Consider the following 24,273-nt stretch of genomic DNA (forward strand, 5'->3'; position numbering starts at 1 on the left):
TTCAACGCCACTCGTTGCATTGAACTCTTGCTTATAACTGCAACATCAAACCTTATAGTCAACTGCTCAGTCGGTACCGCTGTTCATGGCTGCGGCGTATGGCGCGTCAGCGTAATCACCAGCCCCGACTTCAAAGTGCTCAGATAAAGCCCATCACGTTGTCGGCTGAAGAACTGGATTCTTGAACCTTCCTTGCCGGTAATCGACAGGCCGTCAGGATCAGGGAACCAGCCAATCGGCGCTTGCTCAAGCCATGCCCCCAGGCATTCGGCGCCCTTGCCCAGCGTCTGGTTCGGTTCAAGATCGATCAGGCAAGTGTTCGACGGCTTGTCCTGCAATGCCTGCGCCTGTGGTGCGTCGTCGGGCGCAGTCAATACAGCCTGCCATTGCCCGGCAAACACCGATGGATCTTCAAGTCTGAGGCTGCTTGCCATGGTTGTTTCTCCAGAAATCATGATCAGCGCCGCCGAAAGCCACGCCATTGCCTTGTAAGTAAAAGCTTTATAGATCATCAGAAAATTCGCTCCGGCACGTAGCCTTGCCCAGCGGCCAGGACGATGCAAGTAAAGAAAGCGGCGCATCAAGCGCCGCTTTCCCGTTTTACATCACGCCACGATGTCGCTGGTCGCTGCCTGGCCCACGGTGCTGACCTGGAAGTCCGCCACGCCGTGCCCGGAGAAGTCCACCGACAACAGGCTGTTGCCACCCGACGAGGTCAGGATCGCATCGCCGGCCGAACCGGTGAAGCTGCTGACAAAGTGCAGGCCGGAACCGTTGGTGATGGCGCTCAGGTCGATTTTGTCCAGACCGCTGACGAAATCGAGGATCTGATCGATTGCACCCGGTTTGGAGTCGGAGCTGGACGCGAACACGAAAGTGTCCGAACCCGCACCACCCCACAGTTTGTCCGCACCACCGGCGCCGTAGATGATGTCGTTGCCGGCACCGCCCTTCAGCTCGTTGGACACGCTGTTACCGATCAGCAGGTCGTTGCCCGAACCGCCGATAGCGTTCTCGATGGTCACGCCCTTGGCGATGGACACGTTACCGATCATGCCGCCAACGTCGGAGAACGAGGCTTCGTTGAGATTGATCTTCTGGTTCTGGGTGAAACCCGAGAAGTCGAAGGTGTCCTTGCCGCCCGCATCCCACACCGAGAACACCAGCTTGTCGCTCGACGACGAGGCGCTGAGGAAATCGCGACCGGCGTTGGAGTTGAAGCCGTAGGTGGTGTCACCGGTACGGGTGTTCATGTTGGCACCGTACAGCTTCTGGATGGCCGCGATGTCATCCATCAGCGGGCCGGAAGCATAGGCTTCCACACCACCCTTACTGAAGTTCTGGGCGGTGTTGCTTTCGCTCCAGTAACTCATGAGGCTGTATCCGCGGGTGTCTTGCCCGTAGGAAGCATCCTTGTAAGTCGGGTTGCCTTCGCCGGCGTTGTAGTCGCCAGGGTGAGACAGGCCCAGGGTGTGGCCGATTTCGTGGGTCAGGGTTTGACGCCCGTAATTGTTCAGACCCGGGGTTTTGTTGACGTCGTAGCCACTGCCGGTCAGGTACCAGGATTGACCGTCATAGCCTGGCTCGGTGCCTGGCAGGAACGCAAACGCCGCCGCGCCTTCCTGACCGCCACTGTAGTTACCGAAGGTCATGTGACCGTCGCCACCTCGGGCCGATTCGGTGAACGTCACGTTGGCGACATCCGCCCAGGATTGCATGGCGAGCACGGCCTGGGCTTTCTGCAGGGAGCTGAACTGACTGAAACCGGTGACGCCCAGGCCGCTGAAGTTAGCGGTTTTGGCGGTCAGAAAGGTGTAGGTCAGTTCGATCTTGCCGCTGTTGTCGAGGTCGTGCCAGGAGGCACCGTCGCGCAACAATTGAGTGGCGGCTTGATCCACCGAGAAGGACGGTTTGCCATTGACCGTGAGGTTGCCGCCACGATCGTATTGATGGCTGAAGCTATTGATCTGGTTCCAGGCAGAGCTGGTCGCAGCCAGAGATTGCGCTGCGCCGACAGGCACGAATGTGTCTGCGGTGATATAAACAGCATTAGCTTTTACTTTCGACATAAACACACTTCCTTGTTTAGCAATGGAACAGTTTTTGTCAGATAGCGACAATCCCTGGCGAGATCGTCCTATCACTCGCCCAATGAAGGCGTAAGAAACCTGACACAATTTGAAATCTGTCGTCTAGCGTTTTTTTGAGATCAAATTGCACTGTTGCGCAAAACTGCCGTAAACAAAGCCTGCGGGGTCGAAAGATTGTTTTAACGGATTAGGCATCGCCCAATTGTCTGACGATTTTCTATTTAAATATTAAATATTGGTAAGTTGCTTTTTGATGGGTACGTCTCACTTTCCTGCACTCTATTAGTGCGATGCCAGTGTATTGATATCAACTAAATTAACGCGATTTTCTGTAGGAGCTGCCGCAGGCTGCGATCGTTCGATTTCAAGATCAAAGATCGCAGCCTGCGGCAGTTCCTGCAGGGTTTGGGGTTGGCTCAGCTACCGGTGCGGATCTTGTTCCACACCCGCGTGCGGATCCGGTCAATGTTCAGCGGCATTGCCTCCAGCGCAAACAGCTTGCCCATCATCTCCGGGCTCGGATAGACCTTGGTGTCACCCTTGATTGCCGGATCGATCAGGCTGTCGGCCTGTTGGTTGCCGTTGGCGTAGTGCACGTAATTGCTGATGCCGGCCATCACGTCCGGGCGCAGCAGGTAGTTCATGAACGCGTAACCGGCCTTCTCGTCCGGCGCATCGGCCGGCATGGCGACCATGTCGAACCAGATCGCCGCGCCTTCCTTGGGAATCGCGTAGCCGATGTCGATGCCGTTCTTCGCTTCCTTGGCGCGGTTTTCCGCTTGCAGGATGTCGCCGGAGAAGCCGACCGCCACGCAGATGTCACCGTTGGCCAGGTCACTGGTGTATTTCGAGGAATGGAAGTAGCTGACATACGGCCGCACTTTCACCAGCAGCGCTTCAGCTTTCTTGTAGTCCTCGGGGTTCTTGCTGTGGGGCGGCAGCCCCAGGTAGTTGAGGGCGGCCGGCAGCAGTTCCGGGCCGTTATCGAGGATCGCCACGCCGCACTTCTGCAGTTTCTCCATGTATTCGGGCTTGAAGATCAGATCCCAGGAATCCACTGGCGCGTTGTCACCCAGTACCGCCTTGACCTTGGCGACGTTGTAGCCGATGCCGGTGCTGCCCCACAGATACGGGAAACCGTGCTCGTTGTTCGGGTCGTTGACCTGCAAGGCCTTGAGCAATACCGGGTTGAGGTTTTTCCAGTTCGGTAACTGGCTCTTGTCGAGCTTCTTCAGTGCCCCGCCCTGGATCTGCCGCGCCATGAAGTGGTTGGACGGGAACACCACGTCATAACCGGATTTGCCGGTCATCAACTTGCCGTCGAGGGTTTCGTTACTGTCATAGACGTCATAGGTGACGCCGATGCCGGTGTCTTTCTGGAAGTTTTTCGTGGTGTCCGGCGCGATGTAGTCCGACCAGTTGTAAATCTTCACCGTTTCGGCGGCATGGCTAATGGAGGCGGCCAGCAGCAGCGGCGCCAGAGCGAGGGTTTTCTGGATCATGAGGTGATTCCTGTAGTGGCTATTTTTGTTGGCAGGCAATCAAAGGATCAAACAATCAGAAAATAAGAACGTAGGTCTTGCGCACGGTCTCCTGGATATCCCAGATGCCGAGCGTGTTGGCCGGCAACATCAGTGCGTCGCCACCTTGTATGTGCAGGGTTTCACCGCCGTCATCCGGGGTGAACGTGCAACGCCCGGAAATGAAATGGCAGAACTCCTGCGCGGTGATCTGCCGGCGCCAACGCCCCGGAGTACATTCCCAGACGCCGGTTTCGACGCCGTCGTCGCGCTCGACGCTGGTGGTCGAGGCAATCGCGACCGGCTCGCCGAGTGGCACGGCGACCGGGTTGGATTCATCCAGTTGCAGACTGGCGGTGTTCTTGAACTGCGTAATGCTCATGGTGGGACCTGTCTTGTGAAGAAAACGGCGGTTAGTGCATGAAACCTTCCATGAACCCCGCGACCTGACTGGCAAGCTTGCGCCGCCAAGGTGCGCTGGCCGGGTTGGCCAGGGTCTGGTCTTCGTGGACGAAACTTTTGATGATCGCGTTGTAACCGAGCCAGCGGCACGGCTCCGGCTCCCAGGCGCGCAGTGCATGGATCCCGCCATCCGGCAGCACCCACGGCTGATGCACCAGTTCGGTATCGCGCTCGAGAATCAGATCGGCCAGGGTGCGACCGCCGAGATTGCTGGCACCCACACCCTCCCCGCCATAACCGCCGGACAGCGCAATGCCATTGGCGCGATCGCAGAGCATGTGCGGCTTGAAGTGCCGGGACATGCCGAGGTTGCCGCCCCAGGCGTGGGTGATCTGCACGTTTTTCAACTGCGGGAACAGCTCGCCGAACAGATAGCGGCGCAGCTCAACCTCATCACGGGTCAGATCGAAGTTATGGCGCAGTTTGCCGGCGAACTGATAACCGCCGCGGGCGCCAAAGATCAGGCGATTGTCGGCACTGCGCTGGCCATAGGTGACCTGACGGCTGAACTCGCTGAACGCTTGGCCACGGCTGAGGCCAATTTCATCCCAGGTCGCTGCCGACAACGGTTCGGTGGCGACAATCAGGCTTTGCACCGGCAACTGATAGCGACCCAACGGCGGCAGCGTGACCGAATAGCCTTCGACCGCCGGCACAATCCAGCGACTGCGCACACTGGCCCTGGCCGTGCGCAAACTGCCGGACTGCCAATGCGTTACGGGGCTGTTTTCGTAGATCTTCACGCCCATGTTCTGCACGGTCCGCGCCAGACCGCGCACCAGTTTCGCGGGGTGAATGGTCGCCACGTGTGGCGCATAAATTCCGCCGTAGGGTTTCGCCACACGAATCTGTTGCGCCAGCTGTTCGGGGTTCAGCCAGCGGTAATCGTTGTCGGTCAGGCCTTGGGCATGAAGTTTGTCGAGGTATTCGCGCAGGCTGACTTCCTGCTCCGGGTAGCGGGCGGCGCAGTACAGCACCCCGCCTTTGCGGTAATCGCAGTGGATGCCCTCACGTTCGAGGACAACTTCCACTTCATCCGGGATGCTGTGCAGCAGATCAAACGATGCGCGACGTTGTTCTGGAGAAAGACCGGCGAGCAGTCGATCCTCGCCCAGCAGGTTACCCATCAGCCAGCCGCCATTGCGCCCGGACGCGCCGAAACCGGCGGTTTGCGCCTCGACGATGGCGATATCGAGACCGGGGGCTAGTTTTTTCAGGTAGTACGCGGTCCACAGCCCGGTATAACCGGCGCCGATGATCGCCACATCGACGTCCAGATCCTGCTCCAGCGCCGGCCGCGCAATCAGCGGCTCGTCGAGTTGATCCATCCACAAACTGATAGTGCGCCACGCCGGCATGCAAGACTCCGCCACTGAAAACCTTCGATGGCGTCGATCCTAGTGCGTGACTTCAATCACTGTCTTGCGCGCGTGCCCGCAAAGAAATTTGTTTGGCGTAGGCCTTCGGCGACTGGCCGGTGTGCTGGCGAAAACAACTGTAAAACGCTGACAGCGAGTTGAAACCCGCGGCAAACGCCAGTTCGTCGATACGCAGCGGTGGCGTGGCCTGATCCAGCGTCTTGAGCAAGTGCTGCAGGCGGGCCTGGTTGACGTAGCGATAGAAGCTCTGGCCGAGCACCTGATTGAGCAGGTAGGAAATCTGATTGCGGCTGTAGCCGCACTCCTTCGCCACCCGCTGCAGGTCCAGTTCCGGATCGAGGTACGGCTGCTGGCGTTCGAAGTACTGCTGCAGATCCTCGGCCATGAAACTGATCTGGCGCGGCGACAAACCCAGGCGACTCACCGCCGGGCGCTCACTGGGTGCGGCGGCGCCATTGGTTTGTGCGCGAACCAGCGAAGCGTATTCGTTGACCCTCCAGATCAAGCCGTCCTTGACCGTGAGCGCTTCACTGGAACGGAACGACACCAGCCCGTCACCGCCGCGCAGGGTCACTTCGTACTGAATGAACGCGGTGTTGCCATCCACGCGGATCCGGTCGCAATGTTCGAGCGCTTCGTCGGATTCTCGCGGCATGCTCACGCGCACGTACTCACGCAACTCGTCGAGGCCGAGGACCCGGTTCTGGAAAAAATCGTTGTACTGGACGTCTGGGTGATACAGCGCCATGACGCTGTCCAGATCGCGGTGTTTCCAGCTCAGGTGATAGCGCATGACCGTAGCGGCCGTGGCCGGAGTCTGTTCTGGGCCGTCATCGTCGGCGTGCATAAAGGGCTCGGCGCAAAAGAACCGAGCTTGCCCAAGTTCGACAAAACGATCAACGAGCAAACCGTAGTGGCCATTTGGCGATGACTGATCCCGACGTGACTTACATCAAAAAACGCGCAGCAATCGCAAAATGAACTGAAAAATCTCACGGAAAATTCACATGCGGGTGCTACTTTTAACGTCACTGACCGGTTGAGCCAATGAAGGCTCTTCCCACCTAACATGAGCAAAAGGAAGCGCTCGATGAAGAAGGCGGGCAACACATGAATAAAGGCTCCAGTAAAGTCACGTTTCCCAATGCGTGCCAACTGATGCGTTGGCACTTTCATCCCATGGGTTTTGAGGCAACGATGGATGCGCCGGGCAGCATGATTGCCCGTCTGTTCGATCGTGCCAGCGGTGAAACAATGATCGCCATCGCCGGCATTCCGTGTGCCACGGTGATGAACGCGGCAGACGTCGAGCGCATTATCGAAGCGGTGGAAGATGAACTGGAAGCTTTCATTCCTCCGGAATCTCTCAAGAGTTATGCGTAAGCTTTTGTTTTTACATGAAAAAGCCCGCCAAATCAGGCGGGCTTTTTTGTGCGCGCGCTACGCGGTTTGCGGCTGTTTCCGGTGATCGACGAAGAACGCCTTGCCTTGGGCAACCCGATCGGACGCCTTTGGCATGTTCACGGCCTGGGTATCCTGCGGCTCGACGTACCAGTAGCAATGGCTGACCGCCCGGGTAATACCAACGTAGGCCAGCCGCAGAATCTCGTCCTTCTGCGCCGTGTCATAAGGCTCACTGTCGCCAGCCTTGCCCAGGCCAGCCATCCGATACACCTGGTTCTTGTACGGCGAACTGGTCAGGTGCTGACAGTCACCCAGCAGAAATACCGCATCGGCTTGCAGACCTTTAGCACTGTGGTAGGTCAGTTGCTTTAGGCGTCGAGCCTCGTACGGCAAGCTCGAATCAACATTAACTACCGGCTGAATATGCTTTTCTATCAATAACTTATCGCTACTTTTTCGATAGAGCATCAAGATTGAATCACCGCGATTGTAATGCTCCGCCAGGCGCAGACCTAAAGCCTGATCATCGCGCTCCAGCACATTTACCGGCTGCAACGCCTTGGGGGCACCGCTGGCCTTGGCCTTCTTGCCGGGGATTGCCGGCGCCGCGCGGACGATGTGTTCGGCGGCATCGATGATGTGCTGATGGCTGCGATAGTTGTCACTGAGCATCACCCGCGTGGTGCTCGGTGACGGGAATTCCTTGTTGAATTCCATGAAGTAACTCGGCGAACTGCCGCGCCAGCCGTAGATCGACTGCCAGTCATCACCGACGCACAGCAATGAAGAACGCTGCGCACCCCGCCCGACATGCATGGCCGGGCCACGACTGCGAATTTCCGCCAGGCTGGCGCGGATCCACGAGACGATCTGTGGCGATACGTCTTGAAATTCGTCGATCATCAGGTGCGACATCGGTCGCAGCAGCTCATCACTCAGCAGCTTCAGGTTCTCCGGCGTGTGCTCGCTGAACAGCGCAAACATTCGGTTGTAGGTCATCACCGGAGGTTTCTGATCGAGTAGATGATCTTCAAGGGCACGCCAGAACAGGCTCAGCGCCTCAAAAAAGAATCGGTCCGGGTCGTCCTTGGCAAAACTCATTCGGCCGACAGCGTCCGGCACATCCAGCCCAAGGTTTTCGATGAAACCGGCCGCCGCGACAAAACAGTCCAGCAGCGGCGCCGAGACCAGTTCACCTTTGACCTTGTAATCGAAGCCTGGACCGGCGCTCGCGTCGCCGGCCAATGTCGCCAAAACCCGCTTTGATGTTTCGTAGTCATTCAGCCAAATCAACGGCTTACGACAGAAAGCTTGAAACAGGGTGCGCTTCACAGCCCATTCAGCGCGCACACTGAGCTTGGCGTTGGGGCGGCAGATTTGCGGGTTTTCCCGGGGATCGAAGCCGAGCACCACCCAGGCATCGAGGCTGGGAATGTAGCCGTGGCAGTGAAAGGTCGAACCGTTGATCTCGAAGGTCTGACGGCTGGGTTCGATGCCTTTGATCGGCCAGGCACCTGCGCGAAACCACAGGTCTTCGATGGCATCGCACAGTTCTTCGTCGCGTTTGGCCGCCAGTTCGGTCACCGCCATGCGCTTCTGCACATCCGGGTGATCGCGCTCAAGCTCCTTGAGCTGCAAGGCAGCTTTGGCCAGCGGTTGAATCAACTGGCGGAAACGTTCGTCTTGATTGAATAACCGGTGGTAGCACGCATTGAGCTGCTGGCGCTGGGCATCGTTGATCCGCAGATCGAACGGGTTGCTGTCGACCTCCTCGTCAGCGCCTTGTGGCCGATTGCTGAGATTTTCAAAAGCCTGCAAGCGTTCGAACCCCGCCAGGCTGCGTACCATCGGCAGAATGCGTGAGTGAAAGGTGCGCACCAGTTCCCGCGCCTGTTGCAGGCTCAATGGCTGGCCCCAGAGCGCGAACATCTCAATCAGCTTATTGATGAAATCCTTGCGCGACTCACGGGTGAAGGTCACCACGGTCATCGAATCCAGCTCAAAGCCCAGATAGTGCGTGAGTAACAGAATACGCAGCACCAGCGTGGTCGACTTGCCTGCCCCCGCCCCGGCGATCACCGAGGTCGAGGGGGTGTCGCTGAAGATCATCTTCCATTGTGCGAGGCTTGGCTGGGCATGCGCGGGCAGCAGGCGCGCCACATCGGCTTTCATGCGTTTCTTCAGCTCGGCGCTGAGTGGCAGACGCCAGTCGTCGAACAGATGATTATCGACGCTCGGCGGACGATGCTCGGTGCTGCGACTGTCACGAATCAACAGCACCTGCCGGCCTTCTTCCAGGCCTTCGAGTTTTCCCTCTTTGAAGCCGTACTCCACACCCGCAGTGTGGCCGCTGCGAAAACCGTCCGCCTGGCCGTGCAGCCACGACGCACGGTGTTGAGCGCGCAAGCGTGTCAGGCCATGGCCGAAGAAACGTGCGGCGAGACGCTTGAACCATGGCATCTCGGCCAATGGACGAAGTTCGGGAGGAAGATCGGGAGTGTGTTGCGCCACGCTGAGGGGCTCCAGTGTGTGAGGCTGTTGGGGGCTATGGTGGCTTTATTTGCTCATGAGTTCTAGCGAAATGCTTACAGCTCATTGGTTTAGGCGATGAACTGAAAGTTGCGTGAGATTATTTTGAGCCGGTTTCCCATCAACGGATTCGATGAGAATGCCGCACTTTTTACGCTTTTTCTCGATGGTTGCCTGATGGATGATGCCCGTCATTAACCGACGGTCTCGCTTCGTGGCTCTGGCGTTACGCCCCATGACGAACCTTTTGAGGAGACGATCATGCTTGAACTCAGACCTTTCAACACGCTGGGCGGCGCTCATCACGGCTGGCTGGATGCCCATCACCACTTTTCGTTCGCCGAATACTACGACCCGCAACGCATGAACTGGGGCAATCTGCGGGTGTGGAACGATGACGTGATCGCCGCCGGCACCGGATTCCCGCTGCACCCGCACCGCGACATGGAAATCATCACCTATGTGCGTGAAGGTGCGATCACCCATCAGGACAACCTTGGCAACAAGGGGCGCACTGAAGCAGGCGACGTGCAGGTCATGAGCGCCGGTACCGGCATCGCACACAGCGAGTACAACCTGGAAGACAAGGAGACCCGAATCTTTCAGATCTGGATTCTGCCGACGGAAACTGGCGCGCCGCCATCGTGGGGTGCCAAACCGTTCCCCAAAGGCCAGCGCGAAGGCTTCGTGACCCTCGCCAGCGGCAAGGACGGCGACGACCAGAGCCTGCGCATTCGCGGCGATGCGCGTTTGGTCGCAGCTAATCTCAAGGCGGGAGAAACCGCTGAGTATCAACTGGATGCGGGACGCCGAGCCTATCTGGTACCCGCCACCGGTCTGATTGAAGTCAATGGCTTGCGCGCACAAGCTCGAGATGGCGTTGCCGTCGAGCATGAGTCGGTGCTGACGGTGACGGCACTCGAAGACAGCGAAATCGTTCTGGTGGATCTGGCTTGATCGCCTGATATGCAGGTAAAAAAAGGGGCGACCGTCATGGTCGCCCCTTTTTTGCAGCTTTTGTGGCGAGGGGATTCATCCCCGATAGGCCGCCAAGCGGCCTTCTTTTCAATGGAGCGGACTGCTACGCAGTCCATCGGGGATAAATCCCCTCACCACAGGAAGAACTCACCTCTCTGAAGATCACTTGGTGCTGATTGCGCCATCCACCAGCGTTTGCGCTTCAGCAACCAACTGCTTGAGGTGGTCATCGCCAATGAAGCTTTCGGCGTAGATCTTGTAGATGTCTTCGGTGCCCGAAGGACGTGCGGCGAACCAGCCGTTCTCGGTCATCACCTTCAAACCGCCGATGGCCTGATCGTTGCCCGGCGCATGGCTGAGAATGCTCTGAATCTTCTCGCCTGCCAGCTCGGTCGACGTCACTTGCTCCGGCGACAGCTTGCTCAACAGCGCTTTCTGCTCAGGGTTGGCCTTGGCATCGACGCGCACCGAGAACGGTTCACCCAGCTCATCGGTCAGGGCGCGATAGGCCTGGCTTGGATCGCGGCCGGTACGGGCAGTCATTTCAGCCGCCAACAACGCCGGAATCAGACCGTCCTTGTCGGTGCTCCAGACGCCGCCATCCTTGCGCAAGAACGAAGCGCCAGCGCTTTCTTCGCCACCAAAACCCAGCGAGCCATCGAACAGGCCATCGGCGAACCATTTGAAGCCGACCGGCACTTCGTACAGACGACGCCCCAGCCGCTTGGCCACACGATCGATCAGACCACTGCTGACCACGGTTTTACCCACGGCGGCGTCGGCGCGCCATTGCGGACGATTCTGGAACAGGTAATCGATGGACACCGCCAGATAGTTGTTCGGTGCCAGCAGACCACCCGACGGGGTGACGATGCCATGGCGATCGTGATCCGGGTCGCAGGCGAAGGCCACGTCGTAACGTTCCTTGAGACCGATCAAACCTTGCATGGCATGGCTGGACGACGGGTCCATACGGATCTGTCCATCCCAGTCGACCGTCATGAAGCGGAAAGTCGGATCGACCTGTTTGTTCACCACATCCAGATCAAGACGGTAATGCTCGGCAATCGCCGACCAGTAGCGCACCCCTGCTCCGCCCAACGGATCTACGCCCAGACGCAGCTTGGCGTCACGGATGGCATCGAAGTCGATCACGTTGATCAAGTCTGCGACGTAAGTGTTCAGATAGTCATGACGGTGGGTGGTGCTGGCCTTGAGCGCCTGCTCGTAGCTGATGCGTTTGACGCCTGCCAGTTTGTTGGCCAGCAGTTCGTTGGCCTTGGCTTCGATCCACTTGGTGATGTGAGTATCGGCCGGGCCACCGTTGGTAGGGTTGTATTTGTAGCCCCCGCTTTGTGGCGGGTTGTGCGACGGCGTAATCACGATGCCATCGGCCAGGCCCGAGGTACGGCCACGGTTGTAGCAGAGAATTGCATGCGAAACTGCAGGTGTCGGCGTGTATTCGTCACCTTCGGCGATCATCACGGTCACGCCGTTGGCCGCCAGCACTTCCAGTGCACTGGCCCCGGCCGGGGTCGACAGCGCGTGGGTGTCGATACCGACGAACAACGGGCCGTCGATGCCCTGGGCTTCGCGGTACAGGCAGATCGCCTGGCTGATTGCCAGAACGTGCCATTCATTGAAACTCAGATCGAACGAGCTGCCGCGGTGCCCGGAAGTACCAAACGCCACGCGCTGGGTGGAAATCGAAGCATCCGGTTGGCCGGTGTAATAAGCCGTTACCAGTCGCGGGATATCGACCAACAATTCTGCCGGTGCCGGTTTGCCCGCAAAAGGACTGATAGTCATGCAAAACCTCTGAAATAGAGTGGTTCAGGAAATACAGCGCAGTTTACTGGCAGTTCGACCACAGCGCGACGGGATCTATCCGACAGATTTCAACGTTCATTCCAAAGGTGCCAAACGCAGTGCATCGCCGAGCATGGCGATCGCCCCGGCCAATCCGGTTTCGCTCTGATCCAGCAGGCTCAGACGCAGATAACGACGATGTAATCCCTGCACGCTGAACAGTTCGCCCGGCGCGATCAACACTTGTTGTCTGAGCAGACGCTGAAACACATCGTGCATGTCCACCGGTCGCAGCGCCCGTACCCAGACGGTCGCACCGCCCTGCGGCTCGACGACCTGCAGGGCATCGCCCAAACGTTCGCGCAGCAAGTGGATCATCGGAGTTCGACGCTCCTTGAGGAGTCGGCGCAGCACGTTTAGATGCTGATCAATCCGACCATTTCCGTACAGTCGCGCGATCGCCTTCTGGCGGATTGGCGATAGTCGGAACGAACGCAGCAGAAAATGCCGCAACATCTCGCTTTTCCATTGGCGCGACAGTACGAACCCGTAAGGTGCCTCGATGCCGATGGTTTTCTCGAACGTAGAGAAGATCAACAGCCGGTCAGGATCCAGCCGATCACGCAAACGTTCGTCGCCCATGATCTCGCCAAGCTCGCCATAACAATCGTTCTCCAGCACCCAGGTACCATGCTCGGCAAGCATACTGGCGATGATGTTGCGGTTTTCCGCAGGAACCCGGGTACCGCGCGGCATGCACAGGCCCGAAGAAAGCAGAATCAGCCGCACGTTTACAGTGTTGAGCAGCGCTTCGAGGCGTTGCAGATCCAGTCCTCCACAGGCCTGCAACGGCAGTTCGATCACCCGCACCTCTGCCGCCTGCAGCAATCGCAATATCACCCAGTCACAGGGCGACTCAACCAGAATGGTGGCGTGTTTAAGCTGCAGAACAGCCACCAGGATTTCCAGTACTCCGCGTAAATCCGCGCCAATGTAGACATCCTCGGCGTGCCAGCATTGTCTCGGCGAAGTGGTGTAGCGAGCCGCGAGAGCGGCGCGTAATTCCAGCTCCCCGCTGGGCTGATCAAGCGCCAGCGGCCTGCGGGGGTACTGACGCAGCAGTTCGCGTTCCAGCAACAGCAATGGACTGTCCAGCGACTGTACTGAAACCGGTTCTTCTGCGCTTAACAAACGCATCCCCGGGCGTCGCGCATTGATGTAAAGCGCCTCAAGCAGATCGTTACCAATGGCCTGAGGTGTCAGCCCCGCAATCGCTTGGGCGTAGTACCCGGACTTGGCGACGGAATAGACCCGCCCTTCTTTCTCCAGCAGCGAATACGCGTATTGAATGGTCGAGATTGATACGTTCAGGCGATCTGCCAGCTGACGCAGTGACGGCAGCCTGACGTTGCCTGCTTCGGCCGAATCCGCTATCAGTCGTATCAGGTAGCGATAGACGGCCTGATAAGCGAAACCAGGCTCCCGTACAGCCCTCATGAGCTCAATACCATTGACACGGCTGCACCGGAGGATTGATCACTCACCTCAACGTTCCACTGCCCGGTCACCCACGCTGATGTCGATGCCATCGAGATCCGCTGTTTGCTGTGCAGCGCCCGATGCATGTGGGGCAGCCCCACACACCGGCAATGACTCCATGGCGTAGAGACGACTGATCAGCCTGACCGGTAAACCACTGACATCCATCATCCATTGCAGCACTTGCTCCGGGCCGTGCAGCCCCTGCATTGCACGATGCAAATCAGGCATCGCTACCAACATGCCGGGATGACAGCTGCGCAGGAACCGTTCGAGGCCGGCTCCACGGTTGATAAACGGCGAAAACAACAGGCAGATCCATTGAGTTTCATTCAAGCCGTACGTGGCTTGAATGCAGTTCGCCGCCGCTTCGCGCAGTTCATCAAGCGCTGACTGCGGCCCCAATCGGGCAATCATCTGCTCACATACCGGTTCCGGAACCCGTTGCTGCTGCATGGACACCAGCATGTGCTGAACATGTTGCGAAAATCCGGCTTCATAGCTGCGGCCATCGACAAACTCGGCTTCCAGCCCGCGTAAATGGGCCTCGATCAACGGGTCGGCGTATTCGCCTTCGTCCTGGTGGAACAGCCATTCCTCTGCCTGAAACCCAAGAAACTCACTGAGCAATGGCCAACGTTCTTCTAGGTTACCCACCACCATGTCGTGAATGTCGACAAACGTCGTGCGACGGCATGACTCGAACCCGTCCTCGGGACGCCAGGACAGTCGTTCGGCTTCGGCGTAAAAACCGCGGTACAAGTCGCCTCCCAATCCGTCGAGCAAGGCGAACAACTCATCGAATGTCCCGGCATTGGGCGGCAGCGCACCAATACCAGCCTTTTGCACCGCACGATCGAGGTTGTCGATGAATTGTTTCTGGCGACGCAACGACTCACTGGCAACCCAGGCATCAACACCCTTTCCCCAGCGAGCGATTTGCCCGCAAAACTCCGCCCGGGCCAGGCAGGCCTCGCCCCACAACTCGATCTTCTCGTCCGCGCCCCGTCGATGCCCCATCATCAGCAGGTTGGTGCGATTGGCTTGCGTACTGTCCTTGTCAGGTGGCGTCAGGTGATTGAATGGCAACACGTGACGATGATCCACCATCAGCAACTCGACACGGGGGTCGTCATACAGAAACAGAGCAGCGAAACTGCGGTGCATATTGCCGGGTGCCGCCCCCGATCCACTCCTGCGCAACATGGCCACACGCAACTGAAAAGTGGCCGGTGCACGGCCGGCGATACTCAGCTGCGCGGCGCGCAGCAGCGCCAGGGTGTAACAACTGTCACGGGTACCGGACGGTGTCACCATGACCTTGTAGTCACCCATGCGCTCCATTCCGCCAGCGGCGACCACCAGCCGCTGAATCAGCAATTGCAGCGCTGTCCGTTCGGCTCTGGAAAAAAAACTCAACAGACGCTGCAATACTTGCTGGTAGACATAGTTCATTGCCTGATCATGGATCGTGCTCATCAGTACTTTACCCGGCGTAAAAAATTCATATCGCGCATCAGCGGTGAGCTGGCGCAATAAATTCATCAATAAGTAATAGACGATCAAATACTAACACTTATGCTTTTGTAGTTATTTGAAACACTTGACACAAAGAAGTCGGCAGAATCGTCGCCCTAGGTAACGCAAACCCCCGCCACCATTGGATTTTTCCTGAAGTAAAAATATCTGAGGAAACTTCTTACAACGTCCCACGAACATTGAGTACAAGAAAAGCAGACCGACAATAGGAAACTACCTACAGCCATTAAACAGAAACCGGTATATCGCCCACGAGAGGAACTATTAAACACGCAACAAAAAACAGAATGCACAGACATGGCTCATTCCTTGAGATGAAAGTAATCATTCAATTATCAGGACTTATAGACCGATTAGAAGATACAGATAGCGGACAAAAACCGGTTCAGATGTACAACCGGCCACGTACCGTGCTCGGTATGCCTGATTATGTGGGGGGGGGGGTAAAACGCAAAGAGTCCGTGGGGTCACGGACTCTGTTCGGAGGGAGTTACGCGGGTTCGACCTGCAGGGCGACCCGTTCGCGGCATGGACATTCGTCCATGTAGCGATGTGCTTCGACGAACTCGTTGAACGGGAAGACCCGAGTCTTGAGTGGCAGCAGTACGCGGTCGGCGGTGAGCTGGTTGATGTCACGCAGGGCACGCTGCAAGGCGACGTGGTCCTGAGTGATGCCGAGTTCCGGTTTACCGGTAAAATTGCCGATGCAGTGCACGAAGAACTGGATGTTTTTCTGAAACGCCGCACAGGCCGGAAATGGTGTCTGGTTACCACCCTGCAGACCATACAGAACCAGGCTGCCACGCGGTGCGAGGACATCGCCGAGCAACGACATCTGCGGACCGCCCAGACCGTCGAACACCACATCGACGCCACGGTTGTCGGTGATCTTGTTGATTCGCATCAACAGATCTTCTTCCTCAGTGACGATGACTTTCTCGGCGCCCAGTGACAGCAGGTATTCACGCTCATCAGCGGTTTTCGTCGCGGCAATCACCCGCACCCCCATGGCCTTGCCCAGTTGGACAAAGGACGGACCGGCGCAATGGCTGGCGTCAGTGACCAAGGCAAACTGCCCGGGTTTGACCCGCGCCAGATCGGCATAGGCGAAATAGGCGATCAACAACGGCGTGTAATGCACACTGGCCTCAACCGGGCTGAGTACATCCGGATAACGGGTCAGCGCGGTGCGTGGCAGCACGATCTGCTCGCCATACACCGGGTAGTCGTTCGGGCTTTCGGCCGGAAAACTGGCCACCTTGTCGCCAACCGACAGATCGTCCACACCATCACCGACGGCGGTCACCACACCGGCCATTTCATGGCCGAGACCGGACGGCAAGCGTGCCTGGGACGAGGCCAGGTTCTGACGCCAGAGAATGTCGTACCAGCTGATGCCGATCGCCTCGACACGCACCTGCACTTCGCCAGGACCTGGCTGAGCGGCCGCATGCTCTTCGCATTTGAGCACCTCGGCCGGACCAAACTTGTGAAAACGGATCGTGCGGGACATCGCAAACCTCGTCAAAGTAACCTCTAATGCCCTGAACTCTATCTGGGCTTTTGACCCAAGACTATCAGTGGCTATTAATAGTCGACATGCCTGTCATTGATTCCGCAGTATGAACGGCATTGGAAAAATCGATGAAAAAATGCCGCCACCAGCTCGGTAAAGCTGAATTTAGCGGTGCAGAGTACCAGCCTTTCCCCGTAATATTCATGCCGGCCATTGTTCTCATATGGTCGCTCTCGTCAAGCTTGATGACTCTGCCAGGACTCCAGATGAATCGTAATGACCTGCGTCGTGTCGACCTGAACCTGTTGATCGTATTCGAAACATTGATGCACGAACGCAGCGTGACCCGCGCCGCCGAAAAGCTGTTTCTTGGCCAGCCGGCGATCAGTGCGGCGCTCTCACGCCTGCGCAGCCTGTTCGATGACCCGTTGTTCGTGCGCACCGGACGCAGCATGGAACCGTCCGCCCGCGCGGTGGAAATCTTCGCCCTGCTCTCCCCGGCGCTCGACTCGATTTCAACGGCTGTCAGCCGCGCGGCTGAATTCGACCCGGCCACCAGTACTTCGGTATTTCGCATCGGCCTGTCCGACGACGTTGAATTCGCCCTGCTGCCGATGCTGCTCAAACGCCTGCGCGCCGAAGCACCGGGCATCGTCCTCGTCGTGCGTCGGGTCAACTACATATTGATGCCGGGCCTGCTGGCCTCCGGCGAAATCTCCATCGGCGTCAGCTACACCACCGACCTGCCGGCCAACGCCAAACGCAAGGTGCTGCGCCGCAGCCAGCCGAAACTGCTGCGCGCCGACACCGTGCCGGGGCCGCTGAGTTTGGATGATTACTGCGCGCGTCCGCATGCGCTGGTGTCGTTCGCCGGTGACCTGAGTGGCTTCATCGATGAAGAGCTGGAGAAACTCGGACGTAAGCGCCACGTGGTACTGGCCGTGCCGCAGTTCAATGGTTTGAGCACGTTACTTGCCGGTACCGACATCGTCGCGACGGTGCCGGATTACACGGCGGATGCGCTGACGGCTGCCGGCGGTGTGCGGGCGGAGGATCCACCGTTGCCGACGCGTACGTTTGAGCTGCATATGGCTTGGCGTGGATCGCAGGATAACGATCCGGGGGAGCGTTGGTTGCGGTCGCGGATTCAGATGTTCTTTGGCGACCCTGACAGTCTCTAGGCGTCGTCGGACAGGGTGTACAGCTGATCCGTTCTGCTTTTTCACAGTAACCGTACGGGCAACACACCTTCCTGATGCCAACGCTTAAGGGGATGGTGTGTTGCCCGGACGGATACATCAAGTCGCCAAAGCCGTTGAGACTGGGAATACCGCCGGTACCAGATCCTTGTGAAATTTTGCCTCACCGGGGAGCGAAATGACCTTTAAGCTTTTCTTCGCACACCCCGCCGCGATCAGCTCTGCCACTGGCCCCGTGCCGCCGGCTGCCAGACAGTCCAGGTGTCCCAGGATGATGACTGAATCACGAGCTCTGGAGAGCGCAACATTCAATCGATGGCGATCCAGGAGAAACTGGGTGTCCCCGCTTGCTCTCGTCATCAGCAGGATCACCATGTCGGCTTCCCCCCCCTGTACAGCATCGACAGTTGCAACCGACAGCTGGAACGCATAGTGCTTGTCCGCGGTATCACGCGTGACGATTTCCAGTTGCCCCTTGTATGGACAGACCACCAATAGCTTCAAGGGGACTGTTGTTGTACTAACCCGTTTGTGCAGAGCATTCAGCAATTGATAAAGCGCGGCGCGCTCCGTGGAGTTGAGCAACGATGAAGGCGTATCTCCTGTACCTGCCTTCCTGTGCCGGTAGTTCTGCATCTTGGAAAAATCTACAAACAGTGCGCGGGCAGAGGTCAGGGACCAGGTCCCCCCTTTGCGATGCGACTTCAGTTGGTTCTCGTAAAACAGAGCACTGACTAGATCACCAATGTCTTCATGCATCCGGTATTGCACGGTTAGCATACCCTTGGCTTGCGGCTCCAACCCCTCATACAATTCCTGGAAAAAATTCTTGCGCAGTAGGGTTTCCACCTCCGCCAACGGCAACGTATACCCGATGCGCTCATCTAGCACATCAGTGGTCACCGTTGGCGGCAACTGGTTGTGATCCCCGACAAGGACTACTCGCCGAGCAATGGCCGCTGGGATCATCAGTTCGGCAGCAAAGGCTTTGCCTGCTTCATCGACAATCACGCAATCAAACGGCTCCTTTAGCAAGGCGAAATCAGTACGCGCCATGCCCGTACACGTGGCGCCGTGGATCAACTTGTCACGGAACGTCCAGCGACTAGCAGCCTCACGCCCCTTTCGAGACTTCAGCAGAGACAGCCAGGCCTCGTGCAACTGAGGATTGATTTGCGCATCTCCTGCGCTCAAGGCATCGACTTTGATTTGGTGCCAATTGGGCTCAAGCGCCTCACTGATCTTGTCCTGCTTACCGTAACGCACTGTGACTGGCCGTAAATACTCTGCCGCCTTGAGCAGATCCTCAATCAGCTTGGTCACCGCGACGTGAGTAGGGCCGGTAATCAGGATGCGCGGCCAGAGGTGGGGTGCTTGTTCGGGGAACAGTGTCTTGAGCCACTGAACCAACGTGGTGGTTTTCCCGGCACCTGGAGGCCCCCACACCGCCACTACGGGCTCACGCGACGCCAAGATTTGAAGCACTGCGTCCTGCCCCAGATTTGGCGTCTCGACGGGCTCCGGATCAAGTGTGAAGATGGCGCTGTGAACCGAGGGCGCCACAAAATCACCGGTGATCGCCTTCTCAAGTGCTTTGGATAGCGTTTCCTTTTGATTGCCTTCCCTGACTAATTCAAGCCGAAACAAATCGAAAGGGTTGATCTCGGCTTCGTTCATCCGTTTATGCGTGGCCAGTGTGAATTCGCAAATACCAAGCTGGGAATCCAGAAGCTTGAACGACTGCAGAGGCCATACACGATCTCGTCCGACCGCTCGCAGACGAGGCGCGCCTTGCTCGCCCATCGTGTCTTTCAACCAGCTAGGAACGCCCTGGGAACCGAGCAAACCTGTCACCTTGCGCCCGTTTTCCTCGACCAGGCCGGGAAGAAAACCACAGCTTGCACTTTGGTCCAGGTACAGCTGCTGCTCACGGTACACCAACGAGAGCTTACGTAAATGCAGGGCAACCTCTCGTTGGCGGGCAGCGTCGCGCTGGCCAAGCCGCTCTTCATTCAAGGCACACACGAAAGACTGGAAGCGATTGCGGTTGGCCAATTCGTCATCCGTACTTCCTATCAAAACGGGGGTAAGGGCCACGTAGCACCGCAAAACGTCTTCAGGCGACTCACCGCCCTCAAGCACGTGCAACAACCTGAAACATCGGTGCTGCGCATCGGTCTCAGTGACTAGGGCGTAACGGCCCAATTGAAAGACGAGACGGCCGCCATCATTCTCATAAATGTGCCAAGGCCTGTCCTGGATTGCCGGTGTTTGAAAGTAGTCCCACATCTGATGGATCAGGGGTATGTGCTCATCTTTGATGCTCAGCGCGACCGGCCACCAATACTCTTCCAAGCCCGAGATACGAGGATGCAATCTCACCAGCAAACTGTGGGACCGCGAATCACCGAGCACGTCAGCGAGCGTCCAGCCGTCAGCAAATACTTCCAGCTCCACGCCCGGCTTTATCCATTGCCCTTCCTGCCTGCCAAGTGGCAAACGCAAGGTGACATCCTGCATCTGCAACTGGGCCTCATTGTTATCCAGGCGAACGACTGTCGCCGTCAACGGCTCGCCACTGCTTGCTCTCGCAGCGTCCAACAATTTCACCTTGTCACTGCCAATGCGGGCGAAGCGTGCTTCATGATCAACCGCGTAGAATACCCCTCGCCCATCAAACGCTTCGGCCTCGATGGCATAATTCTGAAGACGCCCGCGCAGACCGTGTGGCAACGAAATAACGGCGCCCTCGCAAGGGAAATCCGCAGGCATTTCCAGCCAGGCGACGGTCGGTAACTGTGCGGGCACCTCACCAAACAAGGTACGAATATACTGCGCGGTGGATTGAAGATAGGCGCGTTCGGCTGTGACGCGACCACGGGCAAGCTCGATTTCAAGCATCATCTGACGGAAGCTAGCGGACTCACGCGCGCCGAACTGGGCTTTCAATATCTGTCTGGCCCGGGCGTGTGCCCGTTCCAACTCACTGGCGATTTCAGACCGCATCGCCAACTCACTTTCAAACATCTTCACGAGCTGAACCAGGTATGGACGAATTAGCGCAGCGGTTTTGCGTTCGTGTGCACGATGAATGGCGGCCAGTTCAGCTTCTAACACTTCAATCTCGGTGTTTACGTCATCCAGACGTTTCCCATTCCACCAGCTGATGGCGGTGGAAGTCAGGGTGATGCCAGCCAGCAGTAGCATGAACATTGATCAGCGCTTCCCTGGCTGGACCAGCTCGACCAGGCGGCCTACCAACACCTCCATGCTCGCCCGTACCTCGCGTTGGTGATCGTCGTTGATCAAGGAAGGATCCATGACGGCCTCAAGCTTCTCGAAGACTCTCAGAAGGGGCTTGAGCACATCGTCAACCTGGCTCAACCGTTGAAGCTCGGGCGCATTCTGCGCTTGAATTTTTTCGAGTTCTTTTTGCGCTTGTTGCACTTGCGCCTCGGCCAGGCTTACGCGGCCCCTCCATTCAATTGAGGTTTTGTGCAGCTCCACGGCCGAATGCAATACACCAACCAGATCACGAAGTAGACCAATACCCTCAGTAATCACTTGGGCGCGATCGCCACTCATTGCGGTATCACGTTTGATCCGTGCTTGGCGCGTTTGCTCCTTGGCCAGGTCGAGGGCATCATTCCCCCCGTTGGTGGACTTGCTGCGTGGTGTAGCCTTGGAAAGGCTGGCGGGTAATTTAAATCGTTCATTGGTCATGGTTGAGACTCCGTTCAAGCAACACTGGTGTTGAAATATTCCACGCTACGGCGCAGGCCTTGATCAGCCTCCATTAACCGCTCCAGAGCCGTTTCAAATGACTGAGCGTCAGGCAAGTCGCCCTTCCTGATCAGCACCAATTCATCTAGGCAATGGCGGGTCAGCTGAACGCAACGAAGCGTCATCCGCCCCACAACCTGACGAACAGCTGCTGCTTGAGTCATCTCCCTTCGAGCCAGATCAATGTCTTGGGCCAGCGCCTCACGCTCAAGCTCCAGACGTTTTTCTTCCTTGGGGATCAGAGCCTTCAAGCCGTCCCGGTGCACCCGGGCTTGGCGTAAATTCAAGTAGGAGTCGATTGCCCCCAATACCGCTGATGCGGCTTCAATGCTCATCATCACCGGGTTGGCGCCTGCAGTCGCTTTCTTCAGGCCTCCTGCAATGCCATGTCGACTGGCGGCCGAGATGAAGGTTTTTGTAAAATAGAACGCATGCCTTGGTAACTGAGTGCCCATAGTCCTTCCACTTCAAAGCTGAACCCAACACCATTTCCCAGGGCCTGCCTTTGCCAAGCGCTGAGCGATGTCGTCAGGCATGTGTTGAATGATGTCCTCCGCACACACGGTAGCCTCTTGGGCCTTCACGCCGCCCTCGCGCAGCGCCCAGAGTGTGCAGGTTGCAGGCTCCCAAAAGAGCTGTTGCTCTGCCTCCATATAACGAACCATGAGCAACGCGTCACACCCCCTCTCCTTGGGCGACGGCCTGAAGGGTGGTCGCCCTACCGCCTGAAAATTTTTCCACAGCCCTGCGAGCACCCAATGCTGGGGTACATCAAGTTTCAAGGCTCTCCAGTTGGGGGTATTCGACAGGAACAAGTGGACGTGGGGATTGCGGAGCATGGCCGTAAGCTGTTCACGTTGCGCCTCGCCGATTTGAGCGCGGGCCAGCAAACCATCAGGCAGCTCATCCCCCCTCAATCGCATGAAACGGCTCTGTTGTTTGTGGCTGAATACCGGCGTTGGAAGATGTCGAGGGTACGTTTGAGCCACAGCGTCAATGGGATGAATTTGCTGCTCTGCAGGTGCCGCGCTTGCAAACAATCCGCCGACGCCAGAATCATTGAGCAGTTTTGAGGTGGCCACGCCTGCCAACAATCGCTCGCCCGAGTGAGTGATGATCTCACCGGCCACCAGGCCCTCTTCTCTAAGCAACGCCACAATCTCCTGGACTGAAACCAACGGAAGGCCAGTCAGCTCGGCGATTTCACTTACGCTCAAATGCTGGTTCAACGCTTCAAGAGCGAAAAGTGCTACCGCGTCGCAGCGTCTGGGGACCCGCGCGAACGTGCGCACCTGAAACTCGGTTGCTTTGAAATACAACGGGATTTGTGGCGACTCAGGCTGTAGCAAGCAAGCCTTGATGCTGGCAGTAACACGCCCGTTGCGAGCACGCTTATCCGTCAGCCAATTTTCCTCAAGCAGGATATTACTGATCTGCACATTGTATTCTTGAGCAAGATCCAGCGCCTCTGAAGGATGATCTATCCAGCTCCAACTGATCTCACCCAATGGCACCCGGAGCAGAACCTCCCCAGCCAACAGCCAGGCGCCTCGATCATCAAAACGCTCTACCCGCGCACGCACTGCCGTGCCTGGCTGCAGGTAGCCCAAGGCTTTACGCATCCGGGCCTCGGCAAGCGCGTGAACACTGCCCCGCCAGCCCTTCTCGTCCCGGCTGGTCAGCACGAACTCCACGTTGTCGCCCACGCTGAATAGACTGACGGGATTTTCGAGCTTGGCGTTTGGGCTCAACAATTCATGTTGAGGAATCAGGACGGTCGTGTCTTGATACTTTACCAACACAGATTTCGGCAAAATCTTTACGACGCTACCTGCAACGATCCTTCCACAGTTCTCCACGCCAAGCGAAGTACTCGGACCCTTAGGGGGGCGTGAGGGGGAAGCTGCGCGACGCGTGCGCTCCGGCTGAGTGTCACGCCCTGATAGAGAAGGCTCAAACGCGTTCATTAGTCGTGAAAAAAAATCGAGCAAGCCAGCATCTCCATCCATTGATAGGCTGATAAATATTGCCATTCGGGTCATGTTGCGGACTGCTAGTGCGGCTTTCGCGCTCGGGCCTTCAGCATCCGATGACAATGCTATCGGCCCGGATCGGAATCCCTGCAATGTACGGCTGTGAGAAGTGTTAAAACGCACTTTTCAATGCGCCAGATCGCATGGCGCTGCGCTGGCTTGGCATGAGGATAATTTCATTCCCCCCACCGCTCCGGCCGGGTTCCGCAAACGCGTTGAAATCCTTATGTTAGAGGCTTTCTGCCATACCCACAACCAACGCACGGTCATGCGTCAGGTGTCGCACCGTTAACGCTCCTGCCTACGGCACGCGCACAAGGAAGCCCAAGGCGATGGACTCACCGATTTCCCAACACATGCTGTGCCTGCGTGCCCGCGCATCCACTCAATGCGTGTCAGATCGCGCTCAAGCGTTTGAGACGCTTGCTTCGTCTGAAGCCTCCCAACACACCTCCCCTGCGCCCTCATGAACTTGAGAGCAAGCTCAGCGTAC

Annotated in this window: 18 protein-coding genes; 3 read left to right on the forward strand and 15 right to left on the reverse strand. The window is 57.6% G+C overall.

All coding sequences use genetic code 11. From position 1 onward, the window contains the following. Positions 1-83 precede the first annotated feature (83 nt). The 6 genes from JN524_RS01705 to JN524_RS01730 all read right to left on the reverse strand — a co-directional run bounded on the left by JN524_RS01705 (position 84) and on the right by JN524_RS01730 (position 6,298). Positions 84-512, reverse strand: coding sequence for an AprI/Inh family metalloprotease inhibitor (locus JN524_RS01705; protein ID WP_202368565.1), 429 nt, complete (start codon positions 510-512; stop codon positions 84-86). A gap of 93 nt (positions 513-605) precedes the next feature. Continuing rightward, positions 606-2,069, reverse strand: coding sequence for a serralysin family metalloprotease (locus tag JN524_RS01710; RefSeq protein WP_202368251.1), 1,464 nt, complete (start codon positions 2,067-2,069; stop codon positions 606-608). Positions 2,070-2,506: 437 nt separating this feature from the next. Further along, positions 2,507-3,592, reverse strand: coding sequence for a polyamine ABC transporter substrate-binding protein (locus tag JN524_RS01715; protein WP_202368252.1), 1,086 nt, complete (start codon positions 3,590-3,592; stop codon positions 2,507-2,509). A gap of 55 nt (positions 3,593-3,647) precedes the next feature. Continuing rightward, positions 3,648-3,992: a cupin domain-containing protein gene (locus tag JN524_RS01720; RefSeq protein WP_123586418.1), complete on the reverse strand. Its 345-nt coding sequence runs from the start codon at positions 3,990-3,992 to the stop codon at positions 3,648-3,650. Between the two features lie 31 nt (positions 3,993-4,023). Continuing rightward, a complete protein-coding gene (locus JN524_RS01725) occupies positions 4,024-5,430 on the reverse strand; it encodes an NAD(P)/FAD-dependent oxidoreductase (RefSeq protein ID WP_202368253.1) in 1,407 nt (468 codons plus the stop codon). Positions 5,431-5,482: 52 nt separating this feature from the next. Then, positions 5,483-6,298, reverse strand: coding sequence for a helix-turn-helix domain-containing protein (locus tag JN524_RS01730; RefSeq protein WP_202368254.1), 816 nt, complete (start codon positions 6,296-6,298; stop codon positions 5,483-5,485). A 263-nt stretch (positions 6,299-6,561) separates the two neighbouring features. Here JN524_RS01730 and JN524_RS01735 point away from each other — a divergent pair, with 263 nt between their 5' ends. Then, entirely contained in the window at positions 6,562-6,834 is a 273-nt protein-coding gene (locus JN524_RS01735; protein WP_025109621.1) for a DUF1652 domain-containing protein, read from the forward strand. Positions 6,835-6,891: 57 nt separating this feature from the next. Here JN524_RS01735 and JN524_RS01740 read toward each other — a convergent pair whose 3' ends face one another. Then, positions 6,892-9,366 carry a UvrD-helicase domain-containing protein gene (locus JN524_RS01740; RefSeq protein WP_202368255.1) on the reverse strand — a complete coding sequence of 825 codons (2,475 nt, stop codon included), beginning with the start codon at positions 9,364-9,366 and terminating at the stop codon, positions 6,892-6,894. 279 nt (positions 9,367-9,645) lie between these two features. On the opposite strand from JN524_RS01740, the gene JN524_RS01745 reads away from it, so the two are divergent. Then, positions 9,646-10,341 (forward strand): pirin family protein, encoded by a 696-nt coding sequence (locus JN524_RS01745; protein WP_123586423.1) that lies wholly within the window; start codon positions 9,646-9,648, stop codon positions 10,339-10,341. A 183-nt stretch (positions 10,342-10,524) separates the two neighbouring features. Here JN524_RS01745 and pgm read toward each other — a convergent pair whose 3' ends face one another. From pgm to JN524_RS01765, 4 genes are all read right to left on the reverse strand, one after another. Beyond that, complete coding sequence (gene pgm / locus JN524_RS01750) at positions 10,525-12,171, reverse strand: phosphoglucomutase (alpha-D-glucose-1,6-bisphosphate-dependent) (protein ID WP_007963538.1); 1,647 nt, start codon at positions 12,169-12,171, stop codon at positions 10,525-10,527. Between the two features lie 96 nt (positions 12,172-12,267). Continuing rightward, a complete protein-coding gene (locus JN524_RS01755; RefSeq protein ID WP_202368256.1) occupies positions 12,268-13,668 on the reverse strand; it encodes an aminotransferase-like domain-containing protein in 1,401 nt (466 codons plus the stop codon). Between the two features lie 48 nt (positions 13,669-13,716). Next, a complete protein-coding gene (locus JN524_RS01760; RefSeq protein WP_202368566.1) occupies positions 13,717-15,189 on the reverse strand; it encodes a hypothetical protein in 1,473 nt (490 codons plus the stop codon). 550 nt (positions 15,190-15,739) lie between these two features. Continuing rightward, positions 15,740-16,762 carry a zinc-dependent alcohol dehydrogenase family protein gene (locus JN524_RS01765; RefSeq protein ID WP_123586427.1) on the reverse strand — a complete coding sequence of 341 codons (1,023 nt, stop codon included), beginning with the start codon at positions 16,760-16,762 and terminating at the stop codon, positions 15,740-15,742. Between the two features lie 269 nt (positions 16,763-17,031). Between JN524_RS01765 and JN524_RS01770 the strand changes: the two genes are divergently transcribed. Continuing rightward, a complete protein-coding gene (locus JN524_RS01770) occupies positions 17,032-17,946 on the forward strand; it encodes a LysR family transcriptional regulator (protein WP_097087432.1) in 915 nt (304 codons plus the stop codon). 117 nt (positions 17,947-18,063) lie between these two features. On the opposite strand, the gene JN524_RS01775 is transcribed toward JN524_RS01770, so the two are convergent. From JN524_RS01775 to JN524_RS01790, 4 genes are read right to left on the reverse strand one after another with little or no spacing between them, the layout of a single operon-like run. Beyond that, the gene (locus JN524_RS01775) at positions 18,064-21,177 is read right to left on the reverse strand and encodes a DEAD/DEAH box helicase (protein WP_202368257.1); all 3,114 of its coding nucleotides are present in this window, start codon (positions 21,175-21,177) and stop codon (positions 18,064-18,066) included. A 3-nt stretch (positions 21,178-21,180) separates the two neighbouring features. Next, positions 21,181-21,687 (reverse strand): hypothetical protein, encoded by a 507-nt coding sequence (locus tag JN524_RS01780; protein ID WP_202368258.1) that lies wholly within the window; start codon positions 21,685-21,687, stop codon positions 21,181-21,183. A gap of 14 nt (positions 21,688-21,701) precedes the next feature. Further along, positions 21,702-22,202, reverse strand: coding sequence for a hypothetical protein (locus JN524_RS01785; RefSeq protein ID WP_202368259.1), 501 nt, complete (start codon positions 22,200-22,202; stop codon positions 21,702-21,704). 12 nt (positions 22,203-22,214) lie between these two features. Continuing rightward, complete coding sequence (locus JN524_RS01790; RefSeq protein ID WP_202368260.1) at positions 22,215-23,789, reverse strand: hypothetical protein; 1,575 nt, start codon at positions 23,787-23,789, stop codon at positions 22,215-22,217. Positions 23,790-24,273: the final 484 nt, after the last annotated feature.

It is taken from the genome of Pseudomonas sp. MWU318 (assembly GCF_016756945.1).
GTDB classification, from domain to species: Bacteria; Pseudomonadota; Gammaproteobacteria; order Pseudomonadales; family Pseudomonadaceae; genus Aquipseudomonas; species Aquipseudomonas putida_A.